Here is a 24738-nt window from a genome sequence, read left to right on the forward strand (position 1 = left end):
CGGCACTTTGCTACGCCACGTCGAAAGCGGCCCTGACGAGCCGTTCGGTGTAGGCGGTCTTGGGATTGGTGAGGACCTCGTCGACGGGTCCCTGTTCGACGATCTTGCCGTTCTGCATGACGATGACGCGGTGGCAGAGCGCGCGCACCACCTTGAGGTCATGCGAAATGAAGAGATAACTCAAGCCGCGCTCATCCTGCAGCTTGCGCAACAGGTCAATGATCTGCGCCTGCACAGAGAGGTCGAGCGCCGATGTCGGCTCGTCGAGCAGGATGAATTCCGGTTCCAATGCAATGGCGCGGGCGATCGCTATGCGCTGCCGCTGGCCGCCGGAAAATTCGTGCGGAAAGCGCGAAAGAATGTCGCCCGGCATGCCCGCGCTGACCAGCGCGTCGCGCACCCGCTCGACCCGCTCGCGCCGCGTCGCCCCTAACCTGTTAACGACCAACCCTTCCTCGATGATCTGGCCGATCGTCATGCGCGGATTGAGCGACGAGAATGGATCCTGGAAGACCACCTGCATGCGTGAGCGCAGCGGCCGCATCTCGGCGCGCGACAGGCCCTGGATCGGCTGGCCGTCGAAGCTGATCTCGCCGCGCTTGGCATCGGTGAGCTTGAGCAGAGCGAGACCGAACGTGGTCTTGCCGGAGCCGGATTCGCCGACCAGCCCAAGTGTTTCGTGGCGGCAAAGTTTCAGGCCGAGATCGTCGACGGCGACGAGTTCGCGCCAGTCCGGCTTCAGGAAGCTGCCATGGCGCAGCATGAAGCAGACACGCATGTCGTGGGCTTCTAGGATCGTGCCGCTGTTCTGAGGCAGCGGCTGTGGCTTGCCGTGCGGCTCGGAGGCGAGCAACCGTTTGGTGTAGGGATGCTGCGGGTCGGCGAACAGACGCTCGGTGACGTTGTGCTCGCACATCTCGCCATACTGCATGACATAGACATAGTCGGAGAATTTCCGCACCACGGTGAGGTCGTGGGTGATCAGGATGACCGCCATCCTGAGCTCTTTTTGCAGATTGCGGATCAGGTTGAGGATCTGGGCCTGGACCGTGACGTCGAGCGCGGTCGTCGGCTCGTCGGCGATCAGCACATCGGGGTCGTTGGCCAAAGCCATGGCGATCATCACGCGCTGGCGCTGCCCGCCCGACAGCTGGTGCGGATACTGCTTGATGCGTGCTTCCGGCTCGGGGATCTGGACATGCCGCAGCAATTCGAGCGCCCGTGCCCAGGCCTCCCTACGGCTCACCTTGCGATGCACCCTGATCGCCTCGACGATCTGGCTGCCGACCGTGTAGATCGGGTTGAGCGAACTCATCGGCTCCTGGAAGATCATCGAGATGCGGTTGCCGCGCAGCTTGCGCCGGGCGCTCTCGGGGAATTTCAGTATGTCCTGCCCGCAATAGTCGACGCTCGATTTCGGCGACACGGTGGCCCGCTTCGACAAGAGCCCCATGACGGTGCGCGCTGTCACCGACTTGCCGGAGCCGGACTCGCCGACGATGGCGATCGTCTCGCCGCGATAGAGCTGGAACGAGACATCCTTCACCGCCTCGACGACACCGTGCTCGACCTTGAAGGCGACCTCGACGTTGCGGGCATCGATGATCGGTTGGTCGTGGCGTCCGGCATGGTCGAGCCGGACGGCTGGTGCGAAGGTGGCTGCGAGCGCGACGGTCATCCTGGCCACCTCAATAGGGATCGACGGCATCGCGCAGGCCGTCGCCCAGCGCGTTGAAGGCAAAGACGGTGATCAGCACGAAACCGACCGGCGACAGGATCCACGGATAGGTGCCGATGACCGAATAGGTCGCGGTGTCCTGCAGCATCAGACCCCACGAGATCAGCGGCGGTTTCACCGCGAAGCCGAGGAAACCAAGAAAGGCTTCAAGCAGCACCACCGTCGGGATCGCGATCGTCACCGCGACGATGACGTGGCTCATCACATTGGGAAAAATATGCTGCATGATGATGCGCATGTCGGTGGCGCCGACCGCCATGGCGGCGCGCACATAGTCGATCCGCGCCAGCGCCAGCGTCTTGCCGCGCACCTCGCGCGACATCTGCGCCCAGCCCAGCGCCGACATGACGATGATAACGAAGGCGAGGAAGACATTGGTTGGCGCAGTCACCGGGATCAGCGTCGTCAGCGCCAGATAAAGCGGCAGTTGCGGGAAGGCGAGCACCAGTTCGACGAAGCGCTGCACCCAGACGTCAAACCGGCCGCCGAAATAGCCCGAAACCATGCCGACGGTGGTGCCGATGACGGTGATGATGAACACCACCGTCAGCGCGATCATCAACGAGACGCGCGAGCCATGGATAGCGCGCGACAGCACATCCCGGCCGAATTTGTCGGTGCCGAGGAAATGCACCGGCTGGCCGTCGGTCGAGGCGAAGAAATGCCGGTTGGCGCGGATCAGCCCAAGCAGCCGATACTCGGCACCCCTAACGAAGAAGCCGAGCAGGCGCGGATGCTCGTAGTCCGGTCCGACGACCGGCTGGAAGGTGACCGGGTCGACGTCAGCCGAATCCGCCAGCGCATAGACCCGCGGCTGGAGCACGAAATTGCCGTCCTTGTCGTGAAAACTCATCACCTGCGGCGGAGCGAAAGCGACATCGGTCGCCTTGGGGTCCATCGGCGCGAAGAAATCGGCAAACAGCGCCATCAGCACAAGAAGCACGACAAGGATCAGCCCGGCCATGCCGGTCCAGGAGCGCCGCAGCCGGCGCCAGACCAGCGCCATGTAGCTTTCATTGCCGCGCGGTGTCGGAATCGCTGTTGCTTCGGCCGGCGGCGGCGGGGATGGGTCGCGTGCCAACATCTAGCTCTCTCCGAACTGGCGGACGCGCGGGTCGAGCAGCGCAAGCAGCATGTCGGCGATGATGTTGCCGACGATCAGCGTCGCCGAAAGCACCATCATGAACGTCGCCGTGACATAGACGTCGCCGACCGCCATCGAACCGACAATCGCCGGCCCGACCGTCGGCAGCGCGAAGATGATCGCCGTCTCGATCTCGCCGGTCAGCATGTAGGGCAGCACCACGCCCTGATACATGATGAGCGGGTGTAACGCGTTGGGTACGGCATGGCGCAGGACGACGGCGCCGCCGGTAAGCCCCTTGGCCTTGGCCGTCTCGACATACTGGGCGTTCAGCGTATCGAGCAGATTGCCGCGCATGACGCGCATATTGTAGGCGAGCCCGCCAAAGGTGGCGATCGCCACCACCGGCCAGACATGTTTGACGAGGTCGGCGAACTTTGCCCACGACCACGGCGCGCCGCCATATTGCGGCGAGAAGAAACTGCCGATCTCCGACACGTTGAACTGGAAGACCAGGAGATAGACGATGATCAGCGCCATCAGGAAGCGCGGCACGGTCATGCCGAGGAAGGAGATGGCCGACAGCGTCGAGTCGATCCAGGTGTATTGCCGGGTGGCCGCCCAGATGCCGAAGGTGATGCCGAGCACCGAAGCCAGCAGATGGCAGACCAGCGCCAGCAGCAGGGTGCGCGGCAGCCGCTCGCCGACCACGGCGGCGACCGGCTTGTTGTAGTAGAGGCTGTAGCCGAAATCGCCGCGGGTGACGATGCCGGCGATCCAGTTCACGTACTGAACCGGCAGCGGTTTATCGAGACCATGCTCGACGCGGTAGGCTTGCGCCTGCGCGTCGGCTTCGGCAAACGACGCGCCGCCCTGGTTGATGAGCTGCGAGCGGATATAGTCGGCGTAGTCGCCCGGCGGCGCCTGGATGATGGCGAAGGTGACCAGGCTCAGGATGACCATAACCGGTAACGCCGATGCTATGCGCATGGCCAGGAATCGCAGCACCGTCTCGCCTCCTCGTCGCCGGTTTCAGGGTTCTCTGCCGCCGACCTTACTCCGTCCCGGCCGCGCGCGCAGCGCGGCCGGGCGTCAGCCAGGGGAGGTAACTCAGTTTGTTGGACCCTTGTCGCCGGGCTTGCCGGGAAGCTGCTCGGGAAAGAGTTCGTATTTCTGCTGCTTGTCGGCTGCGACGAACACGCGTTCGCGCACGATCGAATCCTCGGCCCAGTTGAACATGAAGATCGGCGTTCCCTGCGGGATGTTGGAGAAGCGCTTATTGACGATCAAGGCGCCGGGATATTCCGTTAGGCCGACATTGTAGACATGCTCGGTCGAGATCTTCTGGAACCCCTTCATCAGGCTGGCGCGCTCGTCATTGTCTGACGAGGAAACGAACTTGTTGACGATGTCGACGAGATCCTTTTCGAACGGCATCAGGTCGACCTGGCCGCTTTCCGGCGCGCGGTGATCCCAACTGGTCTTGGGGCCGACGGGAGCGAGTTGCACAGTATTCTGCACAACGGAGGTCAGCTCCTGCTCGTTGCGCCGGATCAGCCAGTCGAAGCGGCCGGAATATTGCGTGGCATCGCGCTGGGTGCCATTGAGGCCGTTGAGCACGATCCTCAAGCCCAGCTTCTCCATCTGCGCGACGACGCCTTCCGCAAGGCTCTTGTCGGTGGTGTAGTCGTTGTTGACCAGCATCACGATCTCGACATCCTTGCCGCCGGCGGTGCCGGCTGGGAAGTTCACGATACCGTCGCCGTCCGTATCCTTGAGGCCGGCCTTGGCGAGCTCCGCCTTGGCGCCTTCGAGATCGAAGGGGTAGTAGACGGTCGAGTTGCGGTCATAGAAGCTGGTGCCGGAGGAAAAGCCGCCGGGGTAGATGGCGGTGAACGGACCCTTGACCAGCGAGTCGCCGAGCGCCTTGCGGTCGAGCGCCATGGTGATGCCCTTGCGGAAGTCCTCATTGCGGTTGAGCTCGCGGATCGCCTGACCGCGTTCGTCCGGATTGCCCCAGCCATTGGCGGAAAAATTCATGCGCAGATTGTAGCCGATCAGGCGCGGGCCGAAGGCGAGCCGGGCCGGTGCGTTCTTGTCCGCCGCGCGCTTCAGCGAGGCGACGAAGTTTTCCGGCTGCTCGAGGTTGGAGAAATCGGCGGCCCCGGCAACAGCCTGGACATCGCGATCGGCCCAGGTCGACAGCTTGTAGTGCAGCTCGTTGAGATAGGGCAGCTGATTGCCCTTCTCGTCGACCTTCCAGTAGTAGGGATTGCGGCGAAGAACGATGATGTCATCGGGCCGATACTCCACCGGCACCCAGGCGCCCATCACCGGCATATTCATATATTCCGGCGGGAACGCATTCTTGAACTGATCGTAGGTGTTCTTCGAATATTTCGGATGCTGCGGTTTTAATATATGCGCGGGGCCGGGGCAGAAAGTGCCATAGGCCATGGCATAGAGATACTGCTTGGGAAAGGCGTCCTTGAACGTCCATTCGACGGTGTAGTCGTCGATCTTCTTCAGTGTCGTGCCGACACCGAAGGTTTCCGCTGTGGCGCCGTTTAGCGGCGAGACATTGGGATCGACCACTTCGTCGTCCCAGTAGAACATGACATCGTCGGCATTGAACGCAACGCCGTCAGACCATTTGGCGCCTTCGACCAGGTGCATCGTCAGCGTGTGGCCGTCCTTCGACCAGTCCCAGCTTTTGGCCAGGTTCGGCAGCGGCTCGGTGTCCTTGGCCTCGACCTGGAACAGTGGCGCAGTCCGTGTCAGGCATTCGGAAAGGCCGATGTCGATCCCGCCCCAGCCTTGCGTCTGGCCGGCGCCATAGTTCCAGCCTTCCGGCCGACCGCCAATGACGTGGCGCATGGTGTCGCCATAGACGCCGATGCCGTCCGGCATGTTGGCGGTCTTGAACACCAGCGGCTCCTTGGGCAGCCGGTCCTTGACCGGCGGCAACTTGCCGGTCTTGACGTATTTCTCGGTGACCCAATCGGGCTCGTGGTACTCGGGCAGCGACTTGAACTCCAGGATGGAATCGCGGGCGACGTATTTGATCTTGCCCTCGGCGGGAAACGGCGCCGGCGCCGGCGGCGTGGTCGGCTCGGATGCGTATGCGGTGAGCGCCGATGCCGAGACGCTCAGCGCCATGCCGGCGAGAATGCCAATTCTTCGCCCAGTGAGAATGCGAATTCTGCGAAAGTTCCTCATAGTCTCCTCCCAGATGTTTCGACGTCTGCTGCTGCCTGCATCACTTCACGACGACTGATTGGCGAACCGGCCTCCCGCGGTTCGCCTGCAAGCATTCTCAGCCGGCCTGTTTCAGTGCCGTCTTTTCGGCGCGCAATTCCTCGATCGAGCGCACATTGCGCCGCGCCGCACCCGCCCAATCACGGGTCTTCACCTTCGACTTCGAAAGCCGCTCCTTCGCCGACGGCACGGCCTCGGCATATTGCGGCAGCCAGCGCGCCTGGGCGACGACCATCTCGTCGACCATCTGCCACACCTCTTCCGGCGTCGACACCGCACCGACCAGCGGATCGTGCAGCACGGCGAGTTTCAACAGGTCGATATCGCCGGATATCGCCGCATGCACCGACATGCGCTGGACGTTGATCGACGAAATGCAGGTGGCCGCGCACGCTTCCGGCAGCGTGATGCCGGAAGCCATGTTGATGCCGAAGCGATCGACGAAGCCGGGCGACTCGATGATGGCGTCCTGCGGCAGGTTGGTGATGATGCCGGTGTTCTTGACGTTGAAGTGGCCGCGATAGACGCGATTCGTCTCCAGCGCTTCGAGAATGTGGCTGGCGTGCTCGTTGGAGCGCTTCGACGCGTCGAGCGGCTTCGAGGCCGCTTCGAGGAATTGCGGATATTCGGTCTCAAACCAGTTGCGCGTTTCGGTGGAATAACGGAGGTAGCCGCCGGTCTCGCCGTGGATCCAGTCGGACATGTCGATCCAGCGGGTGATTTCGTCCGGCCGCTTGCGATACCACGGCAGATATTCGGAGAGGTGGCCGTTGCTTTCGGTCGAATAGACGCCGAAGCGCTTCAGCACGTCGATACGCAGTTTTTCCTGCTGCGAGTACACCGGATGCGCCTCGAAGGCGGCGATCAGCTCATCCTTGCCTATTCTGCGGCCGTTGAGGCGGAGGTCAATGAACCAGGTCTGGTGGTTGATGCCGGAGCAGACATAGTCGAGTTCACTGTGCGATTTGGCGCCGAGCACTTCGGCGATCTGTTCGGCGCCGTGCTGGACGCCATGGCAGAGGCCGACCGTGTCGACCTTGCCATATTCGATCGCCGCCCAGGTGTTCATCGCCATCGGGTTGGCATAGTTGAGGAATTTCGCGCCCGGCTCGGCGAGTTCCCTGATGTCCTTGCAGAAGTCGAGGATGACCGGAATGTTGCGCTGGCCGTAGAGGATGCCGCCGGCGCAGATCGTGTCCCCGACGCACTGGTCGATGCCGTATTTCAAGGGAATGCGGATGTCGTCGGCATAGGCTTCGAGCCCGCCGACCCGCACGCAGCTGATGACATAGCGCGCGCTTTCCAGCGCCTTGCGACGGTCGGTGGTGGCTGTGACTTTTGTCGGCAGCCTGTTGGCCTCGACGATGCGGTCGAGGATCGCCTTGATCATCCCGAGATTGTGCTCGCTGAGATCGGTCAGCGCGAATTCGATGTCGGCGAATTCCGGAACGCACAAAATGTCGGTGAACAGCTTTTTGGTGAAGCCGACGCTGCCGGCGCCGATAATAGCGATTTTGAAACTCATCACCTTCACCTCGATCCAATCGAATGCCAGGCAAGGAGCAAAGGAGGAGTGCATGGCGGCGCGCCCATGGCGCGCATGCCATTCGAGCCGGAATTCCGGCTCATTCTCCTCCCGCCCGCTCCTCGACCGCGGGTCTTTCGCGTTCTCAGGATTTGGATTATGCCGTTATTCGCGGGCACGGCCAGAGAACGATTATGCTTTCGAGGGTAATTTTGTGCTGCGTGATCTGATCGCCAACGGACAGTTGATGCGGACCATCTCGCTGCCGCGCGGCCGCCAGCGCCTGCACGCCATGCCGACCAGCACCGGCTATGAGGTGCGCGAAGGCGTGACCTACGACTGGGATGGGCGCAAGCGCGGCCAGACGCCGTTCACCGTGCTGCAGCACACGATCAGCGGCACTGGTCAGCTGCGCTACGAGAGCCGCAACTACCGCCTGCAGGCCAACGACACGCTGCTGGTGCTGGTGCCGCACAACCATCGCTACTGGCTGGAGAAGGGCGACCGCTGGGAATATTTCTGGATCTCGATGAATGGCGAGGAGGCGCTGCGCATCCACAAATCCATTCTCAGCGTCTCCGGCCCGGTGTTCCGGCTGCAGCCGGAGACGATCGATCATCTCGCCGATTGCAGCCTGCGCCTGATCAAGGGCGGCGCCTCGCCGGGCGCTGCTTCGGCGATCGCGTACGAGGCGGCGATGGCGCTCTATGACGATGTCTTCGGCTCGCACGCTTTCACCGAGAAACAGAGCGCCATGCAGCCGGTGATCGACCATATCAACGCCAATCTCGACAAGCCCTTGCCGGTGGCCGATCTCGTTCAAATCAGTGGCCTCAGCCGCGCGCATTTTTCGCGCTGCTTCGCCGAAAGCGAAGGCATTCCGCCGGCCGAATTCGTGCTGCAGCAGCGGCTGCAGCGGGCAGCGAAACTTCTGACCAGGGCCGACTTCCTGCCGGTCAAGGAAGTCGCCATATTGTGCGGCTTCGAGGACGCCAACTATTTTTCGAAAGTCTTCCGCCGGCTCTACGGCATCAACCCGACGCAGTTCCGCACCACCGGCATGTATGCCAGCCTGGGCAACCACCGGTAAGGAGGGACTTCAGGCACTCTCACCCGATGCGGTTGCCGCTTTCCGGATCGAACAGGTGCAGCGCTGCCGGATCGGCGGACAGCCGCACCGTGTCGCCCGGCCGGATAGTGCTGCGCCCCATGACGAAGACGCAGACCAACTGCCCCGCGAACCTGACATAGAACTGCGTCGACAGGCCGAGCGGCTCAACCACTTCGACCTCGGCCTTGAGCGGACCATCATCGACGAGCTGGATGTGTTCCGGCCGCAACCCGACAGTCAGCTTGTCGCCATCCTTGAGCGGCAGACCATCAGGCAATCTCAGCTTCTGGCCGTCGGCCAGCACCGCATCGACCTTGCCAGCCTTGGCGACGGTCGCCGGCAAAAAGTTCATGCCGGGCGAGCCGATGAAGCCGGCAACGAAGGTGTTGACCGGCCGGTCGTAAAGTTCGAGCGGATGGCCGACCTGTTGGACATAGCCGTCATGCATGACGACGATGCGGTCGGCCATGGTCATGGCTTCGATCTGGTCGTGCGTGACATAGACCGAAGTGGTCTTGAGCTGCTGGTGCAGCGCCTTGATTTCGGCGCGCATATGCACGCGCAGCTTGGCGTCGAGATTGCTGAGCGGTTCGTCAAAGAGGAACACTTTGGGATCGCGCACGATGGCGCGGCCCATGGCCACGCGCTGGCGTTGGCCCCCGGACAATTGCCGCGGCAGCCGGCCGAGGAAACTGTCGAGGCCGAGCCGCTTGGCGGCGGCCCCTACCCTGCCGTCGATCGTCGTCTTCTCCGCCTTCTTGAGCAGCAGGCTGAAGCCCATATTCGAGGACACATCCATATGCGGGTAGAGCGCGTAGGACTGGAACACCATGGCGATGTCGCGGTCCTTCGGCGCGACATCATTGACCAGCCGCTCGCCGATGCGGATCTCGCCGCCAGACACTTCCTCCAGCCCGGCAATCATGCGCAGCAAGGTCGACTTGCCGCAGCCGGACGGGCCGACCAGCACGACGAACTCGCCATCGGCGATTTCGAGATCGACGCCGTGCAGGATGCGCAGCGAACCGTAGTCCTTCTCGACGTTTTGCAGCGTGACGGAAGCCATCGATTATCCTTTGACCGCGCCGGCGGTGAGGCCGGTGACGAGATAGCGTTGCAGGAAGGCGAAGAAGATGCAGACCGGAATCAGCGCCAGGATCGACGCCGCCATCATCTGCCCCCAGTCGACGGCGAACTTGCCGATATAGGTGAGCAGGCCGACGGCAAACGTCTTCTGGTCGTCGCTGGAGATCAGCATCAGCGCAAACAGCAATTCGCTCCAGGCAGCGGTGAAGACGAAGCCGAGCGTCGCGCCCATGCCGGGCAACGTCAGCGGCACGATCACCTTGCGCATTGCCTGCGCACGGGTGCAGCCGTCGATCATCGCGGCTTCTTCCAGATCTTTCGGAATGCCGTCGAAAAAGGACTGCATCAGGAAGGTGGCAAAGGCGGTGTTGAAGGCGGTGTAGATGATGATCAGCCCGACCAGGCTGTTGGTCAGGCCAAGCTCGCCCATGACGCGGTAGATCGGCGGAATGACCATCACCAACGGAAAGGTTTGCGTCAGCAAAAGCATGATCGCCAATGTCGCCTTGCCGCGGAAGTTGAAGCGCGACATGGCATAGCCGGCGAGCGTGGCGATGACGGTGACGAATGCCGCCGTCGACACCGAGACGATGACGCTGTTGAGGAAATAGCGCGGGAAATCAGAGGCTTCGAGCACGGTGACGAAGTTGTGGAATGTCGTTTCCGAGGGCCACAAAGTGATGCCTTCGGAATAGAGCAGCCGCTCCGGGGTCACGGAGATCTTCAGTGTCCAGAAGATGGGAAACAGCGCGAAGATCATATAGGCGCCAATCGCCGCGTAGAGGCCGATGCCGCTGAAGATGCGCGAGGAGGTGGAGCGTCCGGCGATCATCAGACGTGCCTCACCAGCAAGCGACGGATGGCGATCAGCGCGATCGCATAGGCGATGAGCAGGACCAGCAGCAGCACCGCGACCGCCGAGGCATAGCCCTTGTCCAGCGACTTGAAGGCGCTGACATAGATGTAGACCGGCACCGTGCTGGTCGAGCCGGCCGGCCCGCCTTCGGTCATGACGAAGATCAGATCGGCGAAGGTGGCGATCCAGATCGTGCGCAGCATGACGGTGATGACAATGGTCGGCGCCAGGAAAGGTAGCGTCACCTTGGTGAAGCGCTGCCAGGGCGAAGCGCCATCGATGGCCGCCGCCTCATGCAATTCCGACGGGATGGACTTCAGCGCCGCCAGCAGCGTGATGGCGAAGAACGGGATGCCGAACCAGATGTTGGCGATGATCGGCCCCCACATGGCGGTGGCCGGATCGGACAGCACATTGGTCGGCTCGGCCTTCAGCCCAAGCGCGAAGAGCCAGTGCGGCAGCGGTCCGATGATCGGGTTGAACAGCCATGCCCAGGTCAGGCCCGACAGGAAGGACGGCACCGCCCAGGGCAGGAAGACGACCGCCTGGACGAACTTGCGGCCGATGAATGGCTTGTCGAGCAGCAGCGCGAGGCCAAGCCCGAGGAAGAACTGGAAGAACAGGCTGGCGACGGTCCACCACAGCGTGTTGACCAGCGCCTGCCCCAGCACCTGGTCGGAGAGCATCGCCTCATATTGGCCAAGGCCGACATATTCGGATTTGAAGGCTGAGAATTTGCGGAAGGAATAGCTGATGCCGATGATCAACGGCACCAACAGCACCACGACGAGCAGAACGATCGCCGGCGAGAGATAAAGCCAGGGTTCGATGGCGGCATGCGTCAGCCGCTTCTTTCGCGGCCGGCCTGCGGGTCGTATTGTGGACACGGCATAGGTCATCGGGTGCTAAATCGTCTCCTGGAGGAGCGCCGGAATTGGCGACAAGCGTCCTCCCCGCTCACGGGGAAAGATGCCGGTCCACCCTCCGTAGCTGCAGCGCAGCTGCTGCGGAGGACGGGCAGGCAGATGAGGGGCAGCGCCAACATTGGGGTGCTCGCGCTGCCCCTCATCCCACCTTCTCCCCGTAAAACGGGGAGAGGAAGAAGAAGGCGGCGCCTACTTTTTGTTTTTGGCCATCCAGTCCTGCTGTTCCTTGGTCAGGAACGCGGCCCACTGGTCGGCAACGTCCTTGGCCGACTTCTGGCCGAGCAGCACTTCCTGGAAATTCTTGATCGCCACCTGGTCGACGAAGTTGCCGAGGTTCTCCAGATGCGTCGGCGGCGTCACCATTTCATATTTGGAGGTGTCGCTGAGCTCGGTGAACCAGCCCTTGAACTGCTCGGTCTTGAAATGGGCGTCCTGGTCGGCACCATTGTGGATCGGCACGACGCCGACTTCCTTGGCCCATTCCAGATTGTCCTTGGGCGACAACAGCGTCGCCATCAGCTTCCAGGCATCGTCCTTGTGCTGCGAATTGGCAAACATCGCCCAGCCGGCATAGCCCAGCGTCGGATAGGATTTGCCGCTCGGTCCGACTGGCAGCGGCGCCACGGCAAAATCGTCGGCGCTCATCTTGTCGGCAATGCCGATCAGCGCATCCGGATCCTGGTTGAGCATGGCGCAGGTGCCGGAATAGAAGCCGGTGACCGTTTCGTTGAAGCCCCAGCTCACCGCATCCTTCGGCGCCAGCCCGTCCTTGTACATGTCGGCCAGCATCTGCAGGCCCTTGACCGAGCCTTCCTCATTGATGGTCGAGGTGCCGTCCTCATTGAAGTAGCCCCCCTTGCCCTGAGCGATGTTCATGAACATGTGCATGCCGTTGAAGGCGCCCGGGCCGCCACGCAAGCAGTAGCCATATTTGCCGGGAATGGCGGAGATCTTCTTTGAATCGGCAATGAAGTCGTCGAGCGTCGCCGGCGGGCCGTCGAGACCGGCTTCCTTGAACAGCTTCTTGTTCCAGAACAGCGCGTTCACATAATAGCCGTAGGGGATCATGAACTGAGTGTTGTTGACGGTCGAGCCGAACTGCTTGGCGCGCTCGCCGAGCGTCTTGGCATCGTCCCATTTGGCCATGTAGGGGCCGAGATCCTCGAGCTGGCCGTTGGTGGCGTAGAGACCCATCCAGCGCTCCGGCATCTCGACGATGTCGGGCGTATCGCCGGCCTGCACCATGGTCAGGAATTTCTCGAACGCCTGGCCCCAGGGCAGCGAGACCACCTCGACCTTGACGCCCGCATTGGCGGCCTCGAACTCGGCGATCTGCTTCTTCAGGAATTCGGTGCGCTGCGGGCTGGTGATGACCTCGACCAGTTTGAGGGTGGTGTCGGCCAGCGCGCCGCTGGCAGAAATTGCCAGGCCGGCAGCGGTGGCAAGCATGATGCTCAGTCTTCTCATGTTCAGAACTCCCATTTTGAACCCAGTTATTTTTTTGCTTTGTCGAAGGCCTGGGCGATGTCGGCCCAGAGGTCTTCGACGCTTTCCAATCCGACATTGAAGCGGATGGTTCGGGGGCTGACGCCGAAGCGCGCCATCGAATTCAGACCCGGCGTCTGCTCGAGCGAGGCCTTTGCCGGCACGACCAGGCTTTCATGGCCGCCCCAGCTGACGCCGATGCGGAAGAATTTCAGCGCATCGACGAAAGCCGGAATGTCGACATCCTCCGTCACCTCGAAGGAGAACAGCCCGGCATAGCCGGCAAGCGTCTTCTTGCCGGGATGGTTGGAATAGGCGGGATGATTGACCCGCTCGACCTTGTCATGCGCCTTCAGCCGCTCGGCGATGGTGAGCCCGCTCTTCATGTGATGCGGCAGCCTGAGCGGCAGCGTGCGCAGGCCGCGCAGCAGCAGCCAGCCCTCGAAAGGCGACAGCTTAGCGCCGAGCTGGGAGTAGGTCTGGTCGTTGATGTGCTTGATGTGGGCGGCCGAGCCCGCCACCACGCCGGCGACGGTGTCGCTGTGGCCGCCGAGATATTTCGAGGCCGAGTGCAGCACCAGATCGACGCCGTGCAGGATCGGCTTCTGGAACACCGGCGTCGCCCAGGAATTGTCGATGGTGGTGACGATGCCCTGCTCCTTGGCCAACCGCGCCAGATGCGCGATGTCCTGCAGCTCGAACATCATCGAGGTCGGGCTTTCCAGATAAAGCAGTTTCGCGCCGGGCAGTGCCGCAGCAATCGCGTCCGGATCGGAGCCGTCGACATAGTCGACCTTGATGTTGAGCCGCGGAAACAGCCGCTCGAACAGCCGGTAGGCGTCGCCATAGCAGTTGCGCACAGCGACAATGCGCTCGCCGGCGCCGACAAAGGCAAGCACGGTAGAGCTGATTGCCGCCATGCCGCTGGAGAAGCCACGCGCCGCCTCGGCGCCTTCAAGCGCTGCGACCCGCGACTCGAATTCCATCACCGTCGGATTGTCGCCGCGCGAATAGATCGGCTGCTTGCGGCGACCGGCAAAGGTGTCGGCCATCTCGGCATAGCTGCCGAAGGTGAACAGCGAGGTCTGGTAGATCGGCGGCACCACGGCATTGCCGGGGAACGGATCGTCATGCGCCAGAAGCGTTGCCGCCTCGGCGAGATAGTCGCTGCCGGAAATGCCTGGGTCGAAGCTGTGCTCGTTCATTTGCGGTCCGCAAGTTTGAGGTTGGCCGCGCCGCGCTTCAGGTCGTCCTCGACGGTAGCGATCAGCTTCAGCGCCTCGGCCCGGGCGCCTTCCGGATCGTGCGCGGCGATGCAATTGAACATGGTGCGGTGGTAGGGAAAGCTGGCATGGCCGAAATCACGCACGCCGAGCGGATGTTCCCAGAAGCGGTGGAACAGTTCGTGCATGGCGGCGATGATCTGCTCGAACAACGGATTGCCGCAGGCGCGATAGATCGCCTGATGGAATTCCCAGTCCTCTTCCGACGACATGCCGGCCCGGTTGAGAAACTCCTCCTCCATGATGTCGAGCTTGCGCTCGATCTCGGCAAGATCGTCCTCGTCGGCACGGACGGCGCAAAGCGCGGCGGCTTCCGCTTCCAGTGCGCGGCGGATTTCCAGCGTGCGCATCAGCCCGGTGAAATCATTGCCGCCGGCGAGTGTCAGCGGCATGTGCAGCATGTCGAGCGAGACGGCGGCCTTGAGATAGGTGCCCGAGCCCTGCCGGCGCTCGACCAGGCCAAGCCCTTCCCAGCGCGTCAGCGCCTCGCGCACGGTGTTGCGGCTGACCTTCAGGCGCTCGGCGAGGATGCGTTCGGTCGGCAATCTCTCGCCGGGTTCCAGCTTTTCGCGCATGACGAACCCGGCCAACGCCTTCAGCACCGCATCGTCGCGGGCCGTCGTCTGGATCGGCGGAAGGCTGAATTCGGTCACGCCTGTGCAAACTCAAAGTGGTTCAATGGTCCAACCAATTTCTGCACAGACGAAGAGACGTGTCAACCGTTGAAACGCAGTCGGGCCGAAGGGCCAGAGAGATGCTCCTTCGGCCCTGCCGCTTCAGCCGTGGATGCGCGCCGGCGCAGCGGCCGCGCGAGCCTCGCGCCAACGAGCGAACATTTCCTCGCGAACCCGTCTCGAACCCGCGAGCCGCTCCTTTGCCTGCGCCAGCACGGCAGGCGAAGCCTCGGCGGGCGTGCCCGAGCGGAAAGGAGGAGCCGGGGCATATTCGAGCGAGAGCTGCACGATCTCGGCCTCCTCCTGTCCAAGCAGCCTTGCAATCAGCGCCAGCCCGAAATCGATGCCGGAGGTGACGCCGCCGGCGGTGATGAGCTTGCCGTCCTCCACGATACGCTCATCGACGGGGATCGCCCCGAACTCCTCAAGGAAATCATGTGCATACCAGTGCGTCGTCGCCCGCTTGCCCTTCAGCAACCCGGCCGCGCCGAGCACCAGGGCGCCGCTGCATACCGAGGTGATGTAGCGCACCTGCGCCGCGCGCTCCCAGACGAAATCGAGGACTGTCTGGTCCTCCAGCAGCGGGTTGACCCCGCCTCCGCCCGGAATGCACAGCACGTCGAGAGGCGGGCAATCGTCGAAGGTCGCCGTCGGCGTAAGGGACAGTCGTGTCGAGGACATCACCGGGTTGCGATCCTTCCAGATCAATTCCACTTCCGCGCCCTTGGCAGTTGCCAGGACTTCGTAAGGTCCGGTGAGGTCGAGCTGCTGGACGTTGGGGAATACGAGGATGCCGAAACGCAGGGTCATGGAAATCTCCGTGGGTTGACTTCCGCCAATCTAGGGGATCATGGTTTGGCACGATTGCCATTCACCCCTCGTTTCAGGCCAAACCAATGCGCCGTATCGAAGTGCTTGCCTATCCCGATATCCAGCTCCTCGACGTCAGCGGACCGCTTCAGGTCTTTGCCAGCGCCAACGACTTCAAGAGGCAGGGCGGCGAACCAGCGCCCTACGAGGTCGTGGTCGTCGCCGCCTCGGCGCGTATCCGCACTTCGGCAGGCCTTGTGCTGGAGGCAGCAGTGCTGCCGGCGCACGGAGGCGAGATCGATACGTTGATCGTGCCCGGCGGATGGGGCGTCAACGCGGCCTGCGACGATCCCGTGCTGGTCCAGTGGATCGCCGGTCGCTCGCGCGATGCCACGCGAACCGCTTCCGTCTGCAGCGGCGCCATGCTGCTGGCGCAGGCGGGTCTGCTCGACGGGCGTCGCGCGGTGACCCATTGGGGACGTTGCGCTGAGTTCGCCCGCCGCTTTCCCGCGGTCCGCCTCGAACCCGATCCGATCTTCATCCGCGACGGCAATGTCTGGACATCCGCCGGCGTAACGGCGGGGATCGATCTCGCCCTCTCCCTCGTCGAGGCCGATCTTGGCCGGCACACGGCGCTGGCGGTGGCGCGCGAATTGGTGGTTTTCCTGAAACGTCCCGGCGGCCAGGCACAATTCAGCCAGACCCTCAAGCTGCAGCAAGGCGACGGGCGCTTCGACCGGCTGCATGGCTGGATCCTTGAAAACCTGTCGCGCGACCTGTCGCTGGCGCAGTTGGCCGACCACGCCAATATGAGCCCGCGCAGTTTTTCGCGACGCTATCGCGAGGCGACCGGCCGGACGCCAGCCCGCGCGATCGAGGAGATCCGGATCGAGGCGGCGCGGCGGATGCTTGAACGCGGCCAGCCCGTCAACCAGACGGCCCGCCGCTGCGGTTTCGGCTCGGAAGAAACGATGCGGCGCGGCTTTCTGCGCGTGCTGGGCACCAATCCGCGCGCCTATCGCGAGCGCTTCTCTTGCGGTCAGGCCGCTACGACTTCGCGTTCACTTCCGCGGCGGCGCAAGCGTAACGCAGGCCTCTGAGGTCAGCAGCCGGAAGGTGAACGTCTCCTGCAGATAAAGCTCGACGCTCGTGCTGGAATGCGAGAGGTAGCCGATCGACAAGTCCTGGCCGATATCGAGCTCGAAATCCCCGCCGCGCGTGGAGAGCACGAACCCATCTTCGATGGCCGGCGCCCAGATGATGCCGCCATCGACCATGCGCTCGATATGATGGAAGACCGGGTAACCCTCGTCGCTGCCGCCGCTGACGGCCGTGTAGGCCGCCGCACCCAGCACCAGCGCATAGGGGCCGTTGACCCCGGCGAGCCGCAACTGGCTGACCGCCTGGGCAACCGCTTCCGGATAGCCCATCACATTGGCCGGCAGCGCCACGACCGGATTGCTGGTGCCTTCACGAATGCCCTGGATACCGGCGGCGGCGTAGCCGTCGAACACCGAGCGATCCTCGGCAAAAGCGATCTTGCGCGCCGCTTCCTTCACCGCGGACCAATCTGAATCCGTGGCACCCCGGTCGACATCGTCGATCGCCTGGCGCGTCAATTCGAACGGAACCCGCAACTCGACCAGCGCCTTGACCTCGCGCTGTGTCGATTGAACCCCCTCGCCTGGCGCCGCGATCGGCTTGGTATGGCCGGTGCCGACGGAAGACAGGTCAAAACCCTTCGGGCCGACGACATCGACGACGCGCCGCGCCGCCAGATGTCGCTTGAGCGTGCGCGATGCCTCGTCATCGATCTGCGCCCAAGCGCCGTCGGAAATGGGAGCGAGTTCCCGGTAAAGCGTGTTCATGTCTGCCTCACATCCTTGAGAGATCCGATACCGAGTGAACCATCGCGCGGGCGCGACTGGGTTTGATCCGTCGCCTCAGGCTGGGTCGACAGCGGAGCAGCAGTCGCATCCGCCGCAACACCGTCAAGAAAAGTCGCAGACGGCACGAAAAACAGTGTGCCCGTCACCGCGCGGCTGAAGTCGAGCAGCCGGTCGTAATTGCCGGGCGGGCGGCCGATGAACATGTTCTCCAGCATCTGTTCGATGCGCCGCGGCGAGCGGGCATAACCGATGAAGTAAGTGCCGAACTCGCCCTTGCCGGCATCGCCGAACGGCATGTTGTCGCGCAGGATCTCCAGCTCTTCGCCGTCCTCGGTGATCGACGTCAGCGCATTGTGCGCCGATGTCGGTTTGACCGCGTCGTCGAGTTCGACGTCGGAAAGCTTGGTCCGGCCGATGATCTTCTCCTGCTCCGCCACCGGCACTTCGTTCCAGCGCGTCAGGTCGTGCAGGTATTTCTGCACGATGACGTAGCTGCCGCCGGCAAAGTCAGAATCCTCCTCGCCGATGATGGTGGCGTCGATTGCGCCCTGATCCACGGGGTTCTCGGTGCCATCGACGAAACCGATCAGATCGCGGTTGTCGAAATAGTTGAAGCCCTGCACCTCGTCCGTCGTGGCGACAGCGCTACCAAGCCGCGCCATGATCTGCGTCGCCAGTTCGAAGCAGAGGTCCATTCGCGCCGCACGGATATGAAACAGCATGTCGCCCGGCGTCGAAACAGCGTGATGCTGGCCGCGGATCTCGCGGAACGGATGCAGATCCCTAGGCTTTGGGGTTGCGAACAGCCGGTCCCACGCGTTGGAGCCAATTGCCATGACACAGGACAACCCGCCCTCGAGGTCGCGGAAGCCGACCGCTCGCTTGAGTGCGGAAAGACCGGCGCACAGGCCGCGTGCGGTCGCGTCGTGTTCGGGGCCGGGTTTGAGCGTAACGACAAGAAAAATCGCGGCCCGCGTCAGGAGGGCGACGACCGGTTGCGAAACAACGGCTGGCAAACTGGACTCCATGCTTGATCCGTTCGGTATCCTCTGACGCGGTGCCTGAATCAAGCAGCATCGTACTCAGGTTGGTTCACCGGATTTGGTGCTTGCGCCCGCCCTCGACGATACGGTATTCCCGCCGCAATGGGCATCCCTCCAAGGAATAGGTCGGAAGGATTTTTGATCCGATTGCCTCACGATGCGCCTGCCCTTCGATTACCGTATCGTGGGCAGGTCCGACGGGGCGAAGCGGGCTATGAAAAGCAGCGGCGTCGAATTCTCGACGCATGGCATGAGAACGATGTCTGCAAGTAAATGCAACCAGAACAACATAGTTTTACCAACAGCGGTTGCTTGTAAACATCGGATCGGTTGGTGTTTTTGACATCCAATCTAAAGCAATCGCTATCCATGGAACATGACGGAAATCCGGTTCTCATCGACCTTTTCTTGACGCAGGCCGCGTCGACATTTCCATGTCGTCCAGCGGCTGCGTAGGCGTTCGCGATGCCAAACTCCCCGCCACACTGCAATCGAATTCTGTAGGCCGACAAAATGCAAAGAGCGCGTTGATCCAATTGGGTTTTTTGCTCCAGGACCAAAAAACAAACTCGACCTGAAATGGTCCGTTCTTCGCGATTTTGACAACGCTTCGCTGCGGCGATGCAACACATTGATATATCTGACAATTTTATGAAAAATTTACCCGTTAACTAACTATTAACGTATCGCTTAACTTCCCCCTCGTTTTACTTAGAATACTTCGAAATGGGTAACTTCCACGATGCGTGACGTTTCAAAAAAATCTCAAGGGGGTAAGAGCGCGATCCGCGAAGCGGATGCGCGGCGCCCCGAGGCGTCCGCAGCAGGTGAGGCTTCCCATCCCCGCTCACTTGGCGAGACCGCACCCGCAGGCGTGACAACCGGCGCGCAGTTTCCCGCCTTGCCGACGGTTTTGCTCGGCGGCCTGCCGATCACCGTTATCGATCGGCAAGACGCCGCCCGGCTGATGATCGCGTCGGCGCGCGGGCATCTGCCCAACACCCGCCCTTATTATTTCACCTCCGCCAATGGCGATGTCATCGCCCAGGTGGGGCAGAACACGGAGGTCGCCGGGCTGTTTCGCCAGGCCGACCAGATCTTCGCCGATGGCCAGCCGCTGGTTTTCGCCTCGCGCCTGCTGTGCAGCGTGCAGCTGCCCGAGCGGGTCGCCACCACTGACCTGTTCCATGATGTGGCCAAGCTCGCCGAACAGGAAGGCACGACATTCTACCTGCTGGGTTCGACGGAGGCGGCGAACAACAAGGCTGTCGCCCGTATCAGCGCCAAATACCCTCGCCTGCGCATCTCCGGCAATTGTCACGGCTTTCTCGCCGGCCAGGCGCTTGAAAGGAAACTCGACGAGATCAACGCGCTTGCGCCCGACATATTGTGGCTGGGCCTCGGCGTGCCGCGCGAGCAGATCTTTATCCGCGATTATGCATCGCGGCTCCACAATGTCGGCCTGATCAAGACGTCGGGCGGGCTTTTCGACCATATCGCGGGCAAGGTCCGGCGCGCCCCGCTATGGGTGCAGAAGGCTGGCTTCGAATGGCTCTGGCGTGTGATGATGGAGCCGCGCCGGCTTTTCTGGCGCTACTTCACGACCAGCCCCCGCGCCGTCTACGCCATATTGAGGTATTCCAAATGACTGCCGAGCATCGCCACAGCTCACTGCCGGAAGGGACCGATGCCGAGATCGCCATCGTCGGCGCCGGACTTTCCGGCACCATTGCGGCGAATGTACTCGCACGGGCCGGTTACAGCGTCATCCTGATCGATCGCCATTCGGTCTTTCCCAGGGAATTCCGTGTCGAGAAAGTCGCCGGCGACCAGATTGAAAAACTGCGCCGGCTTGGCCTTCTGGACAGGCTTTCGACGGCTGCCGTGGCTTTTGACGAGATCGTCAACATCCGCAGGGGACGATTTCTCGATCGCACGCATGCGCGCCACTACGGCATTTTCTACGATGACCTCGTTGCCGCCATGCGCGCCGAACTGCCCGAAAACGTTCGCTTCATAGCCGGCCGCGTGAACGCATTGGAGACGGGAGCGGACCGCCAGCGTGTGTCGATCCTCGACCACCACGACGTGACGGCGCGGCTGCTCGTGCTCGCCACCGGCATGGGCGACATTCTGAAACGCGACCTCGGCATCGAGCGCCATTTCGTCCATCAGAAGCAGTCGCTGACCTTCGGCTTCAATCTGCGCCCGGTGGGAGCAGGCGCCTTCAAGCACCCGGCCCTCACCTATTACGGCGGGGTCTCCGACGGCATCGACTACCTCAATTTCTTTCCCGCCGCCGACGTCACGCGCGCCAATCTGTTCGTCTTCCGCGATCACCGTGATCCCTGGGTGAAGGCGCTGCGCGAACGTCCACGCGAGACGCTCATCGAGACGCTGCCGGGGCTGGTCAACGCGTTCGGCGATTTCGAAGTCATCAACCGAGTCGACAGCTGGCTCACCGACATCACCGTGGCGCAGAACTGCGTGCGCAACGGCGTTGTTTTGATCGGCGATGCCTATCAGACATCCTGTCCGGCCGCCGGAACCGGCGTCAGCCGGCTGCTCACCGATGTCGAACGGTTGTGCACGGTGCATGTACCGCAGTGGATGGCTTCGCCCGGCATGACGGCGGCCAAGATCGCAACATTCTACGACGATCCGGTAAAGCAGGCGATGGACGAACACGGCCTGCATATGGCTGATTTTCGCCGCAGCCTGACCATCGACACGGACCTGCGCTGGCGCGCGCACCGGCAGCTTCATTTCAGCCGTCGTCGCGTCATGCAGAAGATCAGCAATTTTAGCCCCGCTTTCGCGGCCAGGCTGCGCGGTTTCAGAAAGCCAGGCATAGAAGCCACAACCTGAAACGCTCTATCTTTGTTCTTACGCAATTCCGCGGCGAAAGCGCTGGCGCGCTTTTCCCGCGAAAAACCGCTTCACCCTTTTCCTGTAATTGTTCTAGGAGCCGGCCGCCTCGTCGCTGGGCGCCTGCGGCAGCACGGTGCGGCCGGACTTGGGCTTCTTGCCATGCGACCCGACCAGCCGCCGCGCCAGCACCTTGGCCGCCGGCAGTTTCTCGACGGTCATGTGCGCAGCATAGCCGAGCGGGCTGCCGGCCCTGAAAATCTGCCACATCGGCGATGGCCGGCCACCAAAGGTAATCTTGTAGGGTTCGTCGCCAATCGTGAAGTCGAGCGAATGGTCGCCGCGCTCGATGCAGTCGCGGGCGATCTGTTCGAACATCAGGCTGCCGATCGACTGCTTCCGGTAACCCGCCTCGTCAAAGCCGCCGAGAATGACCAGCAGCGAGCCGCGATGGGCGAGACCAAGCGCGCCGGCGATCGCCCGATCGTCCATCCAGAAGGTGTAGGTGCGGGCAAAGCCGCCACATCCCTCTGCCGCCACAGCCATATAGAACTCGAAATAGGACGGCGACTGCAACAGGTCGGCCGGGCCGTCGCTGCCGTCGAAACGCTTGCCGCGATACAATTTGAGCGCATCGAATGTCCTCCGGATGGCGTCGATACTATCCGAACATTCAAAACGCGCCTGGCCCATCCGGCCGAGCTGCCGCGACTTCTTGTCGAGTTCCTTGCGGTAGGAATTGTCAAGCTGGTGTTCGCGCCACGCCGCGAATGTCGGCTCCAGCTTGCTCGAATAGGCGCTCATGCCCATGCTTTCGCGCTTGTCGATGCCAAACAGGCGCTCGATTGCCAGCGAGCGGTCGGCCAGCTTGCCGATGCGCAGCAGGTCATAGGGCTTCAGATATTTTCGGATGGCGGCCACAGTGCGGCCATCTGCCACGATACGCGAAAACGTCTCCTCGTCGGCGACCGGCGATATGTAGTCGGAAACACGCATGTCGGCGAATTCCACGACTTTCAAGAGCGTGTAGCGACGCCTGACCAGCGGCAGGACCATCGCCAGTCTTCCGCCTGCCCGCACGACGATGATCAGCGGCGTGGCCGCACCATTTCCGACGATCTTCTCGTACAGCAGGGCGAGCCAAATGGGGTGCTGAAAAGCAGTCGCGGCCGAGCTGGCGAAAAGCTCGGCATATTCCTTCGAACGAAAATCGAACGAATCCTCGACTGTGACTTCAAACATGTATGGTCCGAACCGGCTGGGTATGGTCTATCGACGCTGTCTTGCGTTCCACGTCAAGGTCAACCGCATGGAATGTTCGAAACTTGGTATATGCGGGGCCTCAAGCGCTGATTGCATATCTACCGTTAATCCAGCATTGCGCGGCTGCCCGGCAGGATTGGTCAAGTTCTTCCCGTAAAGCGAATGGCCAGACTTGCAAGTAACCGCAAGGTAAGTTTTTTCAGTCAGTCATTTGTTTGTACCGGTCATTTCTCTTCAAATGTCCAGGCCGGGTCCCGATACAATCGCGAACTGGTACGACATGCTGGCGATCGACGTCATTGTTCCACAAACTGCACCGCGCCTGTGGCAGAAGATCGTCATCGAGCAACTGCAATCGGACGGCCACGATGTCGCCGTGCTGCAGCAGCCGGGAACGGCAGGCTGGCCAGGTTCGACCAAAGCCGCGTTCGCGTTCGAACAGCTGCTGTTTCGGCGCCGCCGTCCCAATCTGGCCGCAGCGTTGAACGAGATTCCGGTCCAGCCGGCCGGCCGGCCCGCAGCACTCAGGCTGGACCTTGCCGGCAATGCGCCGCGATCCGATGTACCAACCATTGGCCTCCTTTTTTACGGATCTCGGTCCGATCTTGCAGTGGCAACAGTGGTCGCGGCCGGAAAGTTGCCTGTTATCGATGCCGTCCTTGATGGAAAAGTGGTCGGCCAGGCACGGCCGATGGTGGACAAGCGGGAATCGGTGGCGCTCGGAACGGAAGATGTGCTCGCACGCGCCATTACCCTGATCGTCTCGCTCGCCAAGGCTTTTGCCGACGGCCGGCCCATGCAGAACGAACCGTCGTCTGAAGCTCGTAGCGCTCCGGTAACGCAATTCCTGCCCGCCTATCTCGGTTCGGCGCTGCCGCGGCTTGGCCGTGAAATCATCCGGCGCGTCAGCTATCGCCACGCGCATTGGCGGGTCGGCTACCGCTTTGCCGATACCCCCGGCGTCGTGGAAACCGGCAGGCTGGGCAGCGGCTGGTCGGTGCTGCCCGACCCCGGCGACCATTTCTACGCCGATCCGTTCCCGTTCGAATGGCAGGGCCAGTCGTTCCTGTTCGTCGAGGACTATCCCCATGCCACCGGCAAGGCTGTCATCTCGGTCGTTGCGTTCGATGCCAACGGGGTTCCGGAGGCGCCGAGGGTGGTTCTGGAGGAACTGCACCACCTCTCCTATCCCCAGGTGTTCGAGCGTGACGGGGCAGTCTGGATGCTGCCCGAAGCCAGCGCCAGCGGCAAGCTCACCCTCTATCGCGCGTCAGCTTTCCCGGATCGCTGGACCGCCGAGACCGTTTTGGTCGAGGGCGAGGTTTCCGACGCAACGCTGCTCGAACATGACGGGCAGCTCTGGCTGTTCGCCACCGACCGCGACGGCTACGGCAGCACCTCCGACACGCTGGTGGTGTTTTCGGCTCCTGCCCTCACCGGCCCCTGGACGCCACATCCCGGCAACCCGATCCTGATCGACCATCGCATGGCGCGTCCGGGTGGCGCTTTCGTACACAGCCGCGACGGCCGTATCGTTCTTCCCGTACAGGACGGAACGCTCGGCTATGGCGGTGGCCTCGGCCTGTCCGAACTGTTGCAGCTCGACCGGCAGACGGTGCGGCTTTCAGCACCCCGGCCGATCGTTGCCGATGGCGACTGGCCATACCCGAAAATCCACACGCTCAACCGCGCCGGCAGGCTGGAAGTAATCGACGGGATCGCGGCGGTGCGGAGGCGCTAAAGCAATTCCAGGAAAAGTGTGAGCGGTTTTCCCGGGAAAAGCGCGCAGCGCTTTCCCTTGGGAATTGCGCAAAATAAAGACATAGAGCGATTCACCGT

At 62.4% G+C, this 24738-nt stretch carries 20 protein-coding genes; 5 read left to right on the top strand and 15 right to left on the bottom strand.

Going from position 1 to position 24738, the window contains the following annotated elements; all coding sequences use genetic code 11:
- Nucleotides 1-10: 10 nt before the first annotated feature.
- The 5 genes from AC1D1L_RS19345 to melA form a co-directional block, all read right to left on the bottom strand.
- Complete coding sequence (locus AC1D1L_RS19345; RefSeq protein ID WP_477343055.1) at nt 11-1678, bottom strand: ABC transporter ATP-binding protein; 1668 nt, start codon at nt 1676-1678, stop codon at nt 11-13.
- 10 nt (nt 1679-1688) lie between these two features.
- Complete coding sequence (locus AC1D1L_RS19350) at nt 1689-2822, bottom strand: ABC transporter permease (protein WP_477343056.1); 1134 nt, start codon at nt 2820-2822, stop codon at nt 1689-1691.
- Nucleotides 2823-3830, bottom strand: a complete 1008-nt coding sequence (locus AC1D1L_RS19355) for an ABC transporter permease (RefSeq protein WP_477343057.1) — start codon at nt 3828-3830, stop codon at nt 2823-2825. It lies immediately after the preceding gene.
- A gap of 102 nt (nt 3831-3932) precedes the next feature.
- Nucleotides 3933-6041: an ABC transporter substrate-binding protein gene (locus tag AC1D1L_RS19360; RefSeq protein WP_477343058.1), complete on the bottom strand. Its 2109-nt coding sequence runs from the start codon at nt 6039-6041 to the stop codon at nt 3933-3935.
- A gap of 97 nt (nt 6042-6138) precedes the next feature.
- Nucleotides 6139-7605, bottom strand: coding sequence for an alpha-galactosidase (gene melA / locus AC1D1L_RS19365; RefSeq protein WP_477343059.1), 1467 nt, complete (start codon nt 7603-7605; stop codon nt 6139-6141).
- Between the two features lie 247 nt (nt 7606-7852).
- Between melA and AC1D1L_RS19370 the strand changes: the two genes are divergently transcribed.
- A complete protein-coding gene (locus AC1D1L_RS19370; RefSeq protein WP_477343126.1) occupies nt 7853-8695 on the top strand; it encodes an AraC family ligand binding domain-containing protein in 843 nt (280 codons plus the stop codon).
- A 19-nt stretch (nt 8696-8714) separates the two neighbouring features.
- On the opposite strand, the gene AC1D1L_RS19375 is transcribed toward AC1D1L_RS19370, so the two are convergent.
- The 7 genes from AC1D1L_RS19375 to AC1D1L_RS19405 all read right to left on the bottom strand — a co-directional run bounded on the left by AC1D1L_RS19375 (nt 8715) and on the right by AC1D1L_RS19405 (nt 15836).
- Nucleotides 8715-9782: a sn-glycerol-3-phosphate ABC transporter ATP-binding protein UgpC gene (locus tag AC1D1L_RS19375; RefSeq protein WP_112562063.1), complete on the bottom strand. Its 1068-nt coding sequence runs from the start codon at nt 9780-9782 to the stop codon at nt 8715-8717.
- Between the two features lie 3 nt (nt 9783-9785).
- Nucleotides 9786-10634, bottom strand: coding sequence for a carbohydrate ABC transporter permease (locus AC1D1L_RS19380; RefSeq protein WP_477343061.1), 849 nt, complete (start codon nt 10632-10634; stop codon nt 9786-9788).
- Nucleotides 10634-11557 (bottom strand): carbohydrate ABC transporter permease, encoded by a 924-nt coding sequence (locus AC1D1L_RS19385; protein ID WP_192259506.1) that lies wholly within the window; start codon nt 11555-11557, stop codon nt 10634-10636. Before AC1D1L_RS19385 ends, AC1D1L_RS19380 begins: the two co-directional genes overlap by 1 nt.
- A gap of 216 nt (nt 11558-11773) precedes the next feature.
- Nucleotides 11774-13051: an ABC transporter substrate-binding protein gene (locus tag AC1D1L_RS19390; RefSeq protein WP_477343062.1), complete on the bottom strand. Its 1278-nt coding sequence runs from the start codon at nt 13049-13051 to the stop codon at nt 11774-11776.
- A 26-nt stretch (nt 13052-13077) separates the two neighbouring features.
- Nucleotides 13078-14274, bottom strand: a complete 1197-nt coding sequence (locus tag AC1D1L_RS19395) for a PLP-dependent transferase (protein ID WP_142868185.1) — start codon at nt 14272-14274, stop codon at nt 13078-13080.
- A complete protein-coding gene (locus tag AC1D1L_RS19400) occupies nt 14271-15005 on the bottom strand; it encodes a FadR/GntR family transcriptional regulator (RefSeq protein WP_112562068.1) in 735 nt (244 codons plus the stop codon). The genes AC1D1L_RS19395 and AC1D1L_RS19400 overlap by 4 nt, the downstream gene beginning before the upstream one ends.
- A 123-nt stretch (nt 15006-15128) precedes the next feature.
- Nucleotides 15129-15836, bottom strand: coding sequence for a DJ-1/PfpI family protein (locus AC1D1L_RS19405; RefSeq protein WP_477343063.1), 708 nt, complete (start codon nt 15834-15836; stop codon nt 15129-15131).
- An 86-nt stretch (nt 15837-15922) separates the two neighbouring features.
- On the opposite strand from AC1D1L_RS19405, the gene AC1D1L_RS19410 reads away from it, so the two are divergent.
- Complete coding sequence (locus AC1D1L_RS19410; RefSeq protein WP_477343064.1) at nt 15923-16936, top strand: GlxA family transcriptional regulator; 1014 nt, start codon at nt 15923-15925, stop codon at nt 16934-16936.
- Here AC1D1L_RS19410 and AC1D1L_RS19415 read toward each other — a convergent pair.
- Both AC1D1L_RS19415 and AC1D1L_RS19420 read right to left on the bottom strand, forming a co-directional pair.
- Nucleotides 16898-17704, bottom strand: a complete 807-nt coding sequence (locus AC1D1L_RS19415; RefSeq protein ID WP_477343065.1) for a family 1 encapsulin nanocompartment shell protein — start codon at nt 17702-17704, stop codon at nt 16898-16900. The genes AC1D1L_RS19410 and AC1D1L_RS19415 overlap by 39 nt on opposite strands.
- Complete coding sequence (locus AC1D1L_RS19420) at nt 17701-18753, bottom strand: Dyp-type peroxidase (protein WP_477343067.1); 1053 nt, start codon at nt 18751-18753, stop codon at nt 17701-17703. Before AC1D1L_RS19420 ends, AC1D1L_RS19415 begins: the two co-directional genes overlap by 4 nt.
- 889 nt (nt 18754-19642) lie before the next feature.
- Between AC1D1L_RS19420 and AC1D1L_RS19425 the strand changes: the two genes are divergently transcribed.
- Nucleotides 19643-20416, top strand: a complete 774-nt coding sequence (locus AC1D1L_RS19425; RefSeq protein ID WP_477343068.1) for a WecB/TagA/CpsF family glycosyltransferase — start codon at nt 19643-19645, stop codon at nt 20414-20416.
- Complete coding sequence (locus AC1D1L_RS19430; RefSeq protein WP_477343069.1) at nt 20413-21636, top strand: FAD-dependent oxidoreductase; 1224 nt, start codon at nt 20413-20415, stop codon at nt 21634-21636. Before AC1D1L_RS19425 ends, AC1D1L_RS19430 begins: the two co-directional genes overlap by 4 nt.
- 93 nt (nt 21637-21729) lie before the next feature.
- Here the strand turns inward: AC1D1L_RS19430 and AC1D1L_RS19435 are convergent, their stop codons facing one another.
- Complete coding sequence (locus AC1D1L_RS19435; RefSeq protein WP_477343070.1) at nt 21730-22878, bottom strand: GNAT family N-acetyltransferase; 1149 nt, start codon at nt 22876-22878, stop codon at nt 21730-21732.
- Between the two features lie 259 nt (nt 22879-23137).
- Between AC1D1L_RS19435 and AC1D1L_RS19440 the strand changes: the two genes are divergently transcribed.
- The gene (locus AC1D1L_RS19440) at nt 23138-24640 is read left to right on the top strand and encodes a glucosamine inositolphosphorylceramide transferase family protein (RefSeq protein WP_477343071.1); all 1503 of its coding nucleotides are present in this window, start codon (nt 23138-23140) and stop codon (nt 24638-24640) included.
- Nucleotides 24641-24738 lie beyond the last annotated feature (98 nt).

The sequence above is a fragment of the Mesorhizobium sp. P2_D6 genome, from assembly GCF_056404315.1.

What these genes read in the sequence shown, in the direction of transcription:
- AC1D1L_RS19360 (WP_477343058.1), bottom strand. Translation starts at nt 6,041, where the DNA reads ATGAGGAACTTTCGCAGAATTCGCATTCTCACTGGGCGAAGAATTGGC.
- AC1D1L_RS19385 (WP_192259506.1), bottom strand. Translation starts at nt 11,557, where the DNA reads ATGACCTATGCCGTGTCCACAATACGACCCGCAGGCCGGCCGCGAAAG.
- AC1D1L_RS19370 (WP_477343126.1), top strand. Translation starts at nt 7,853, where the DNA reads ATGCGGACCATCTCGCTGCCGCGCGGCCGCCAGCGCCTGCACGCCATG.
- AC1D1L_RS19405 (WP_477343063.1), bottom strand. Translation starts at nt 15,836, where the DNA reads ATGACCCTGCGTTTCGGCATCCTCGTATTCCCCAACGTCCAGCAGCTC.
- AC1D1L_RS19390 (WP_477343062.1), bottom strand. Translation starts at nt 13,051, where the DNA reads ATGAGAAGACTGAGCATCATGCTTGCCACCGCTGCCGGCCTGGCAATT.
- AC1D1L_RS19420 (WP_477343067.1), bottom strand. Translation starts at nt 18,753, where the DNA reads ATGGAGTCCAGTTTGCCAGCCGTTGTTTCGCAACCGGTCGTCGCCCTC.
- AC1D1L_RS19350 (WP_477343056.1), bottom strand. Translation starts at nt 2,822, where the DNA reads ATGTTGGCACGCGACCCATCCCCGCCGCCGCCGGCCGAAGCAACAGCG.
- AC1D1L_RS19380 (WP_477343061.1), bottom strand. Translation starts at nt 10,634, where the DNA reads ATGATCGCCGGACGCTCCACCTCCTCGCGCATCTTCAGCGGCATCGGC.
- AC1D1L_RS19435 (WP_477343070.1), bottom strand. Translation starts at nt 22,878, where the DNA reads ATGTTTGAAGTCACAGTCGAGGATTCGTTCGATTTTCGTTCGAAGGAA.
- AC1D1L_RS19415 (WP_477343065.1), bottom strand. Translation starts at nt 17,704, where the DNA reads ATGAACACGCTTTACCGGGAACTCGCTCCCATTTCCGACGGCGCTTGG.
- AC1D1L_RS19430 (WP_477343069.1), top strand. Translation starts at nt 20,413, where the DNA reads ATGACTGCCGAGCATCGCCACAGCTCACTGCCGGAAGGGACCGATGCC.
- AC1D1L_RS19440 (WP_477343071.1), top strand. Translation starts at nt 23,138, where the DNA reads ATGTCCAGGCCGGGTCCCGATACAATCGCGAACTGGTACGACATGCTG.
- AC1D1L_RS19375 (WP_112562063.1), bottom strand. Translation starts at nt 9,782, where the DNA reads ATGGCTTCCGTCACGCTGCAAAACGTCGAGAAGGACTACGGTTCGCTG.
- melA (WP_477343059.1), bottom strand. Translation starts at nt 7,605, where the DNA reads ATGAGTTTCAAAATCGCTATTATCGGCGCCGGCAGCGTCGGCTTCACC.
- AC1D1L_RS19395 (WP_142868185.1), bottom strand. Translation starts at nt 14,274, where the DNA reads ATGAACGAGCACAGCTTCGACCCAGGCATTTCCGGCAGCGACTATCTC.
- AC1D1L_RS19410 (WP_477343064.1), top strand. Translation starts at nt 15,923, where the DNA reads ATGCGCCGTATCGAAGTGCTTGCCTATCCCGATATCCAGCTCCTCGAC.
- AC1D1L_RS19345 (WP_477343055.1), bottom strand. Translation starts at nt 1,678, where the DNA reads ATGACCGTCGCGCTCGCAGCCACCTTCGCACCAGCCGTCCGGCTCGAC.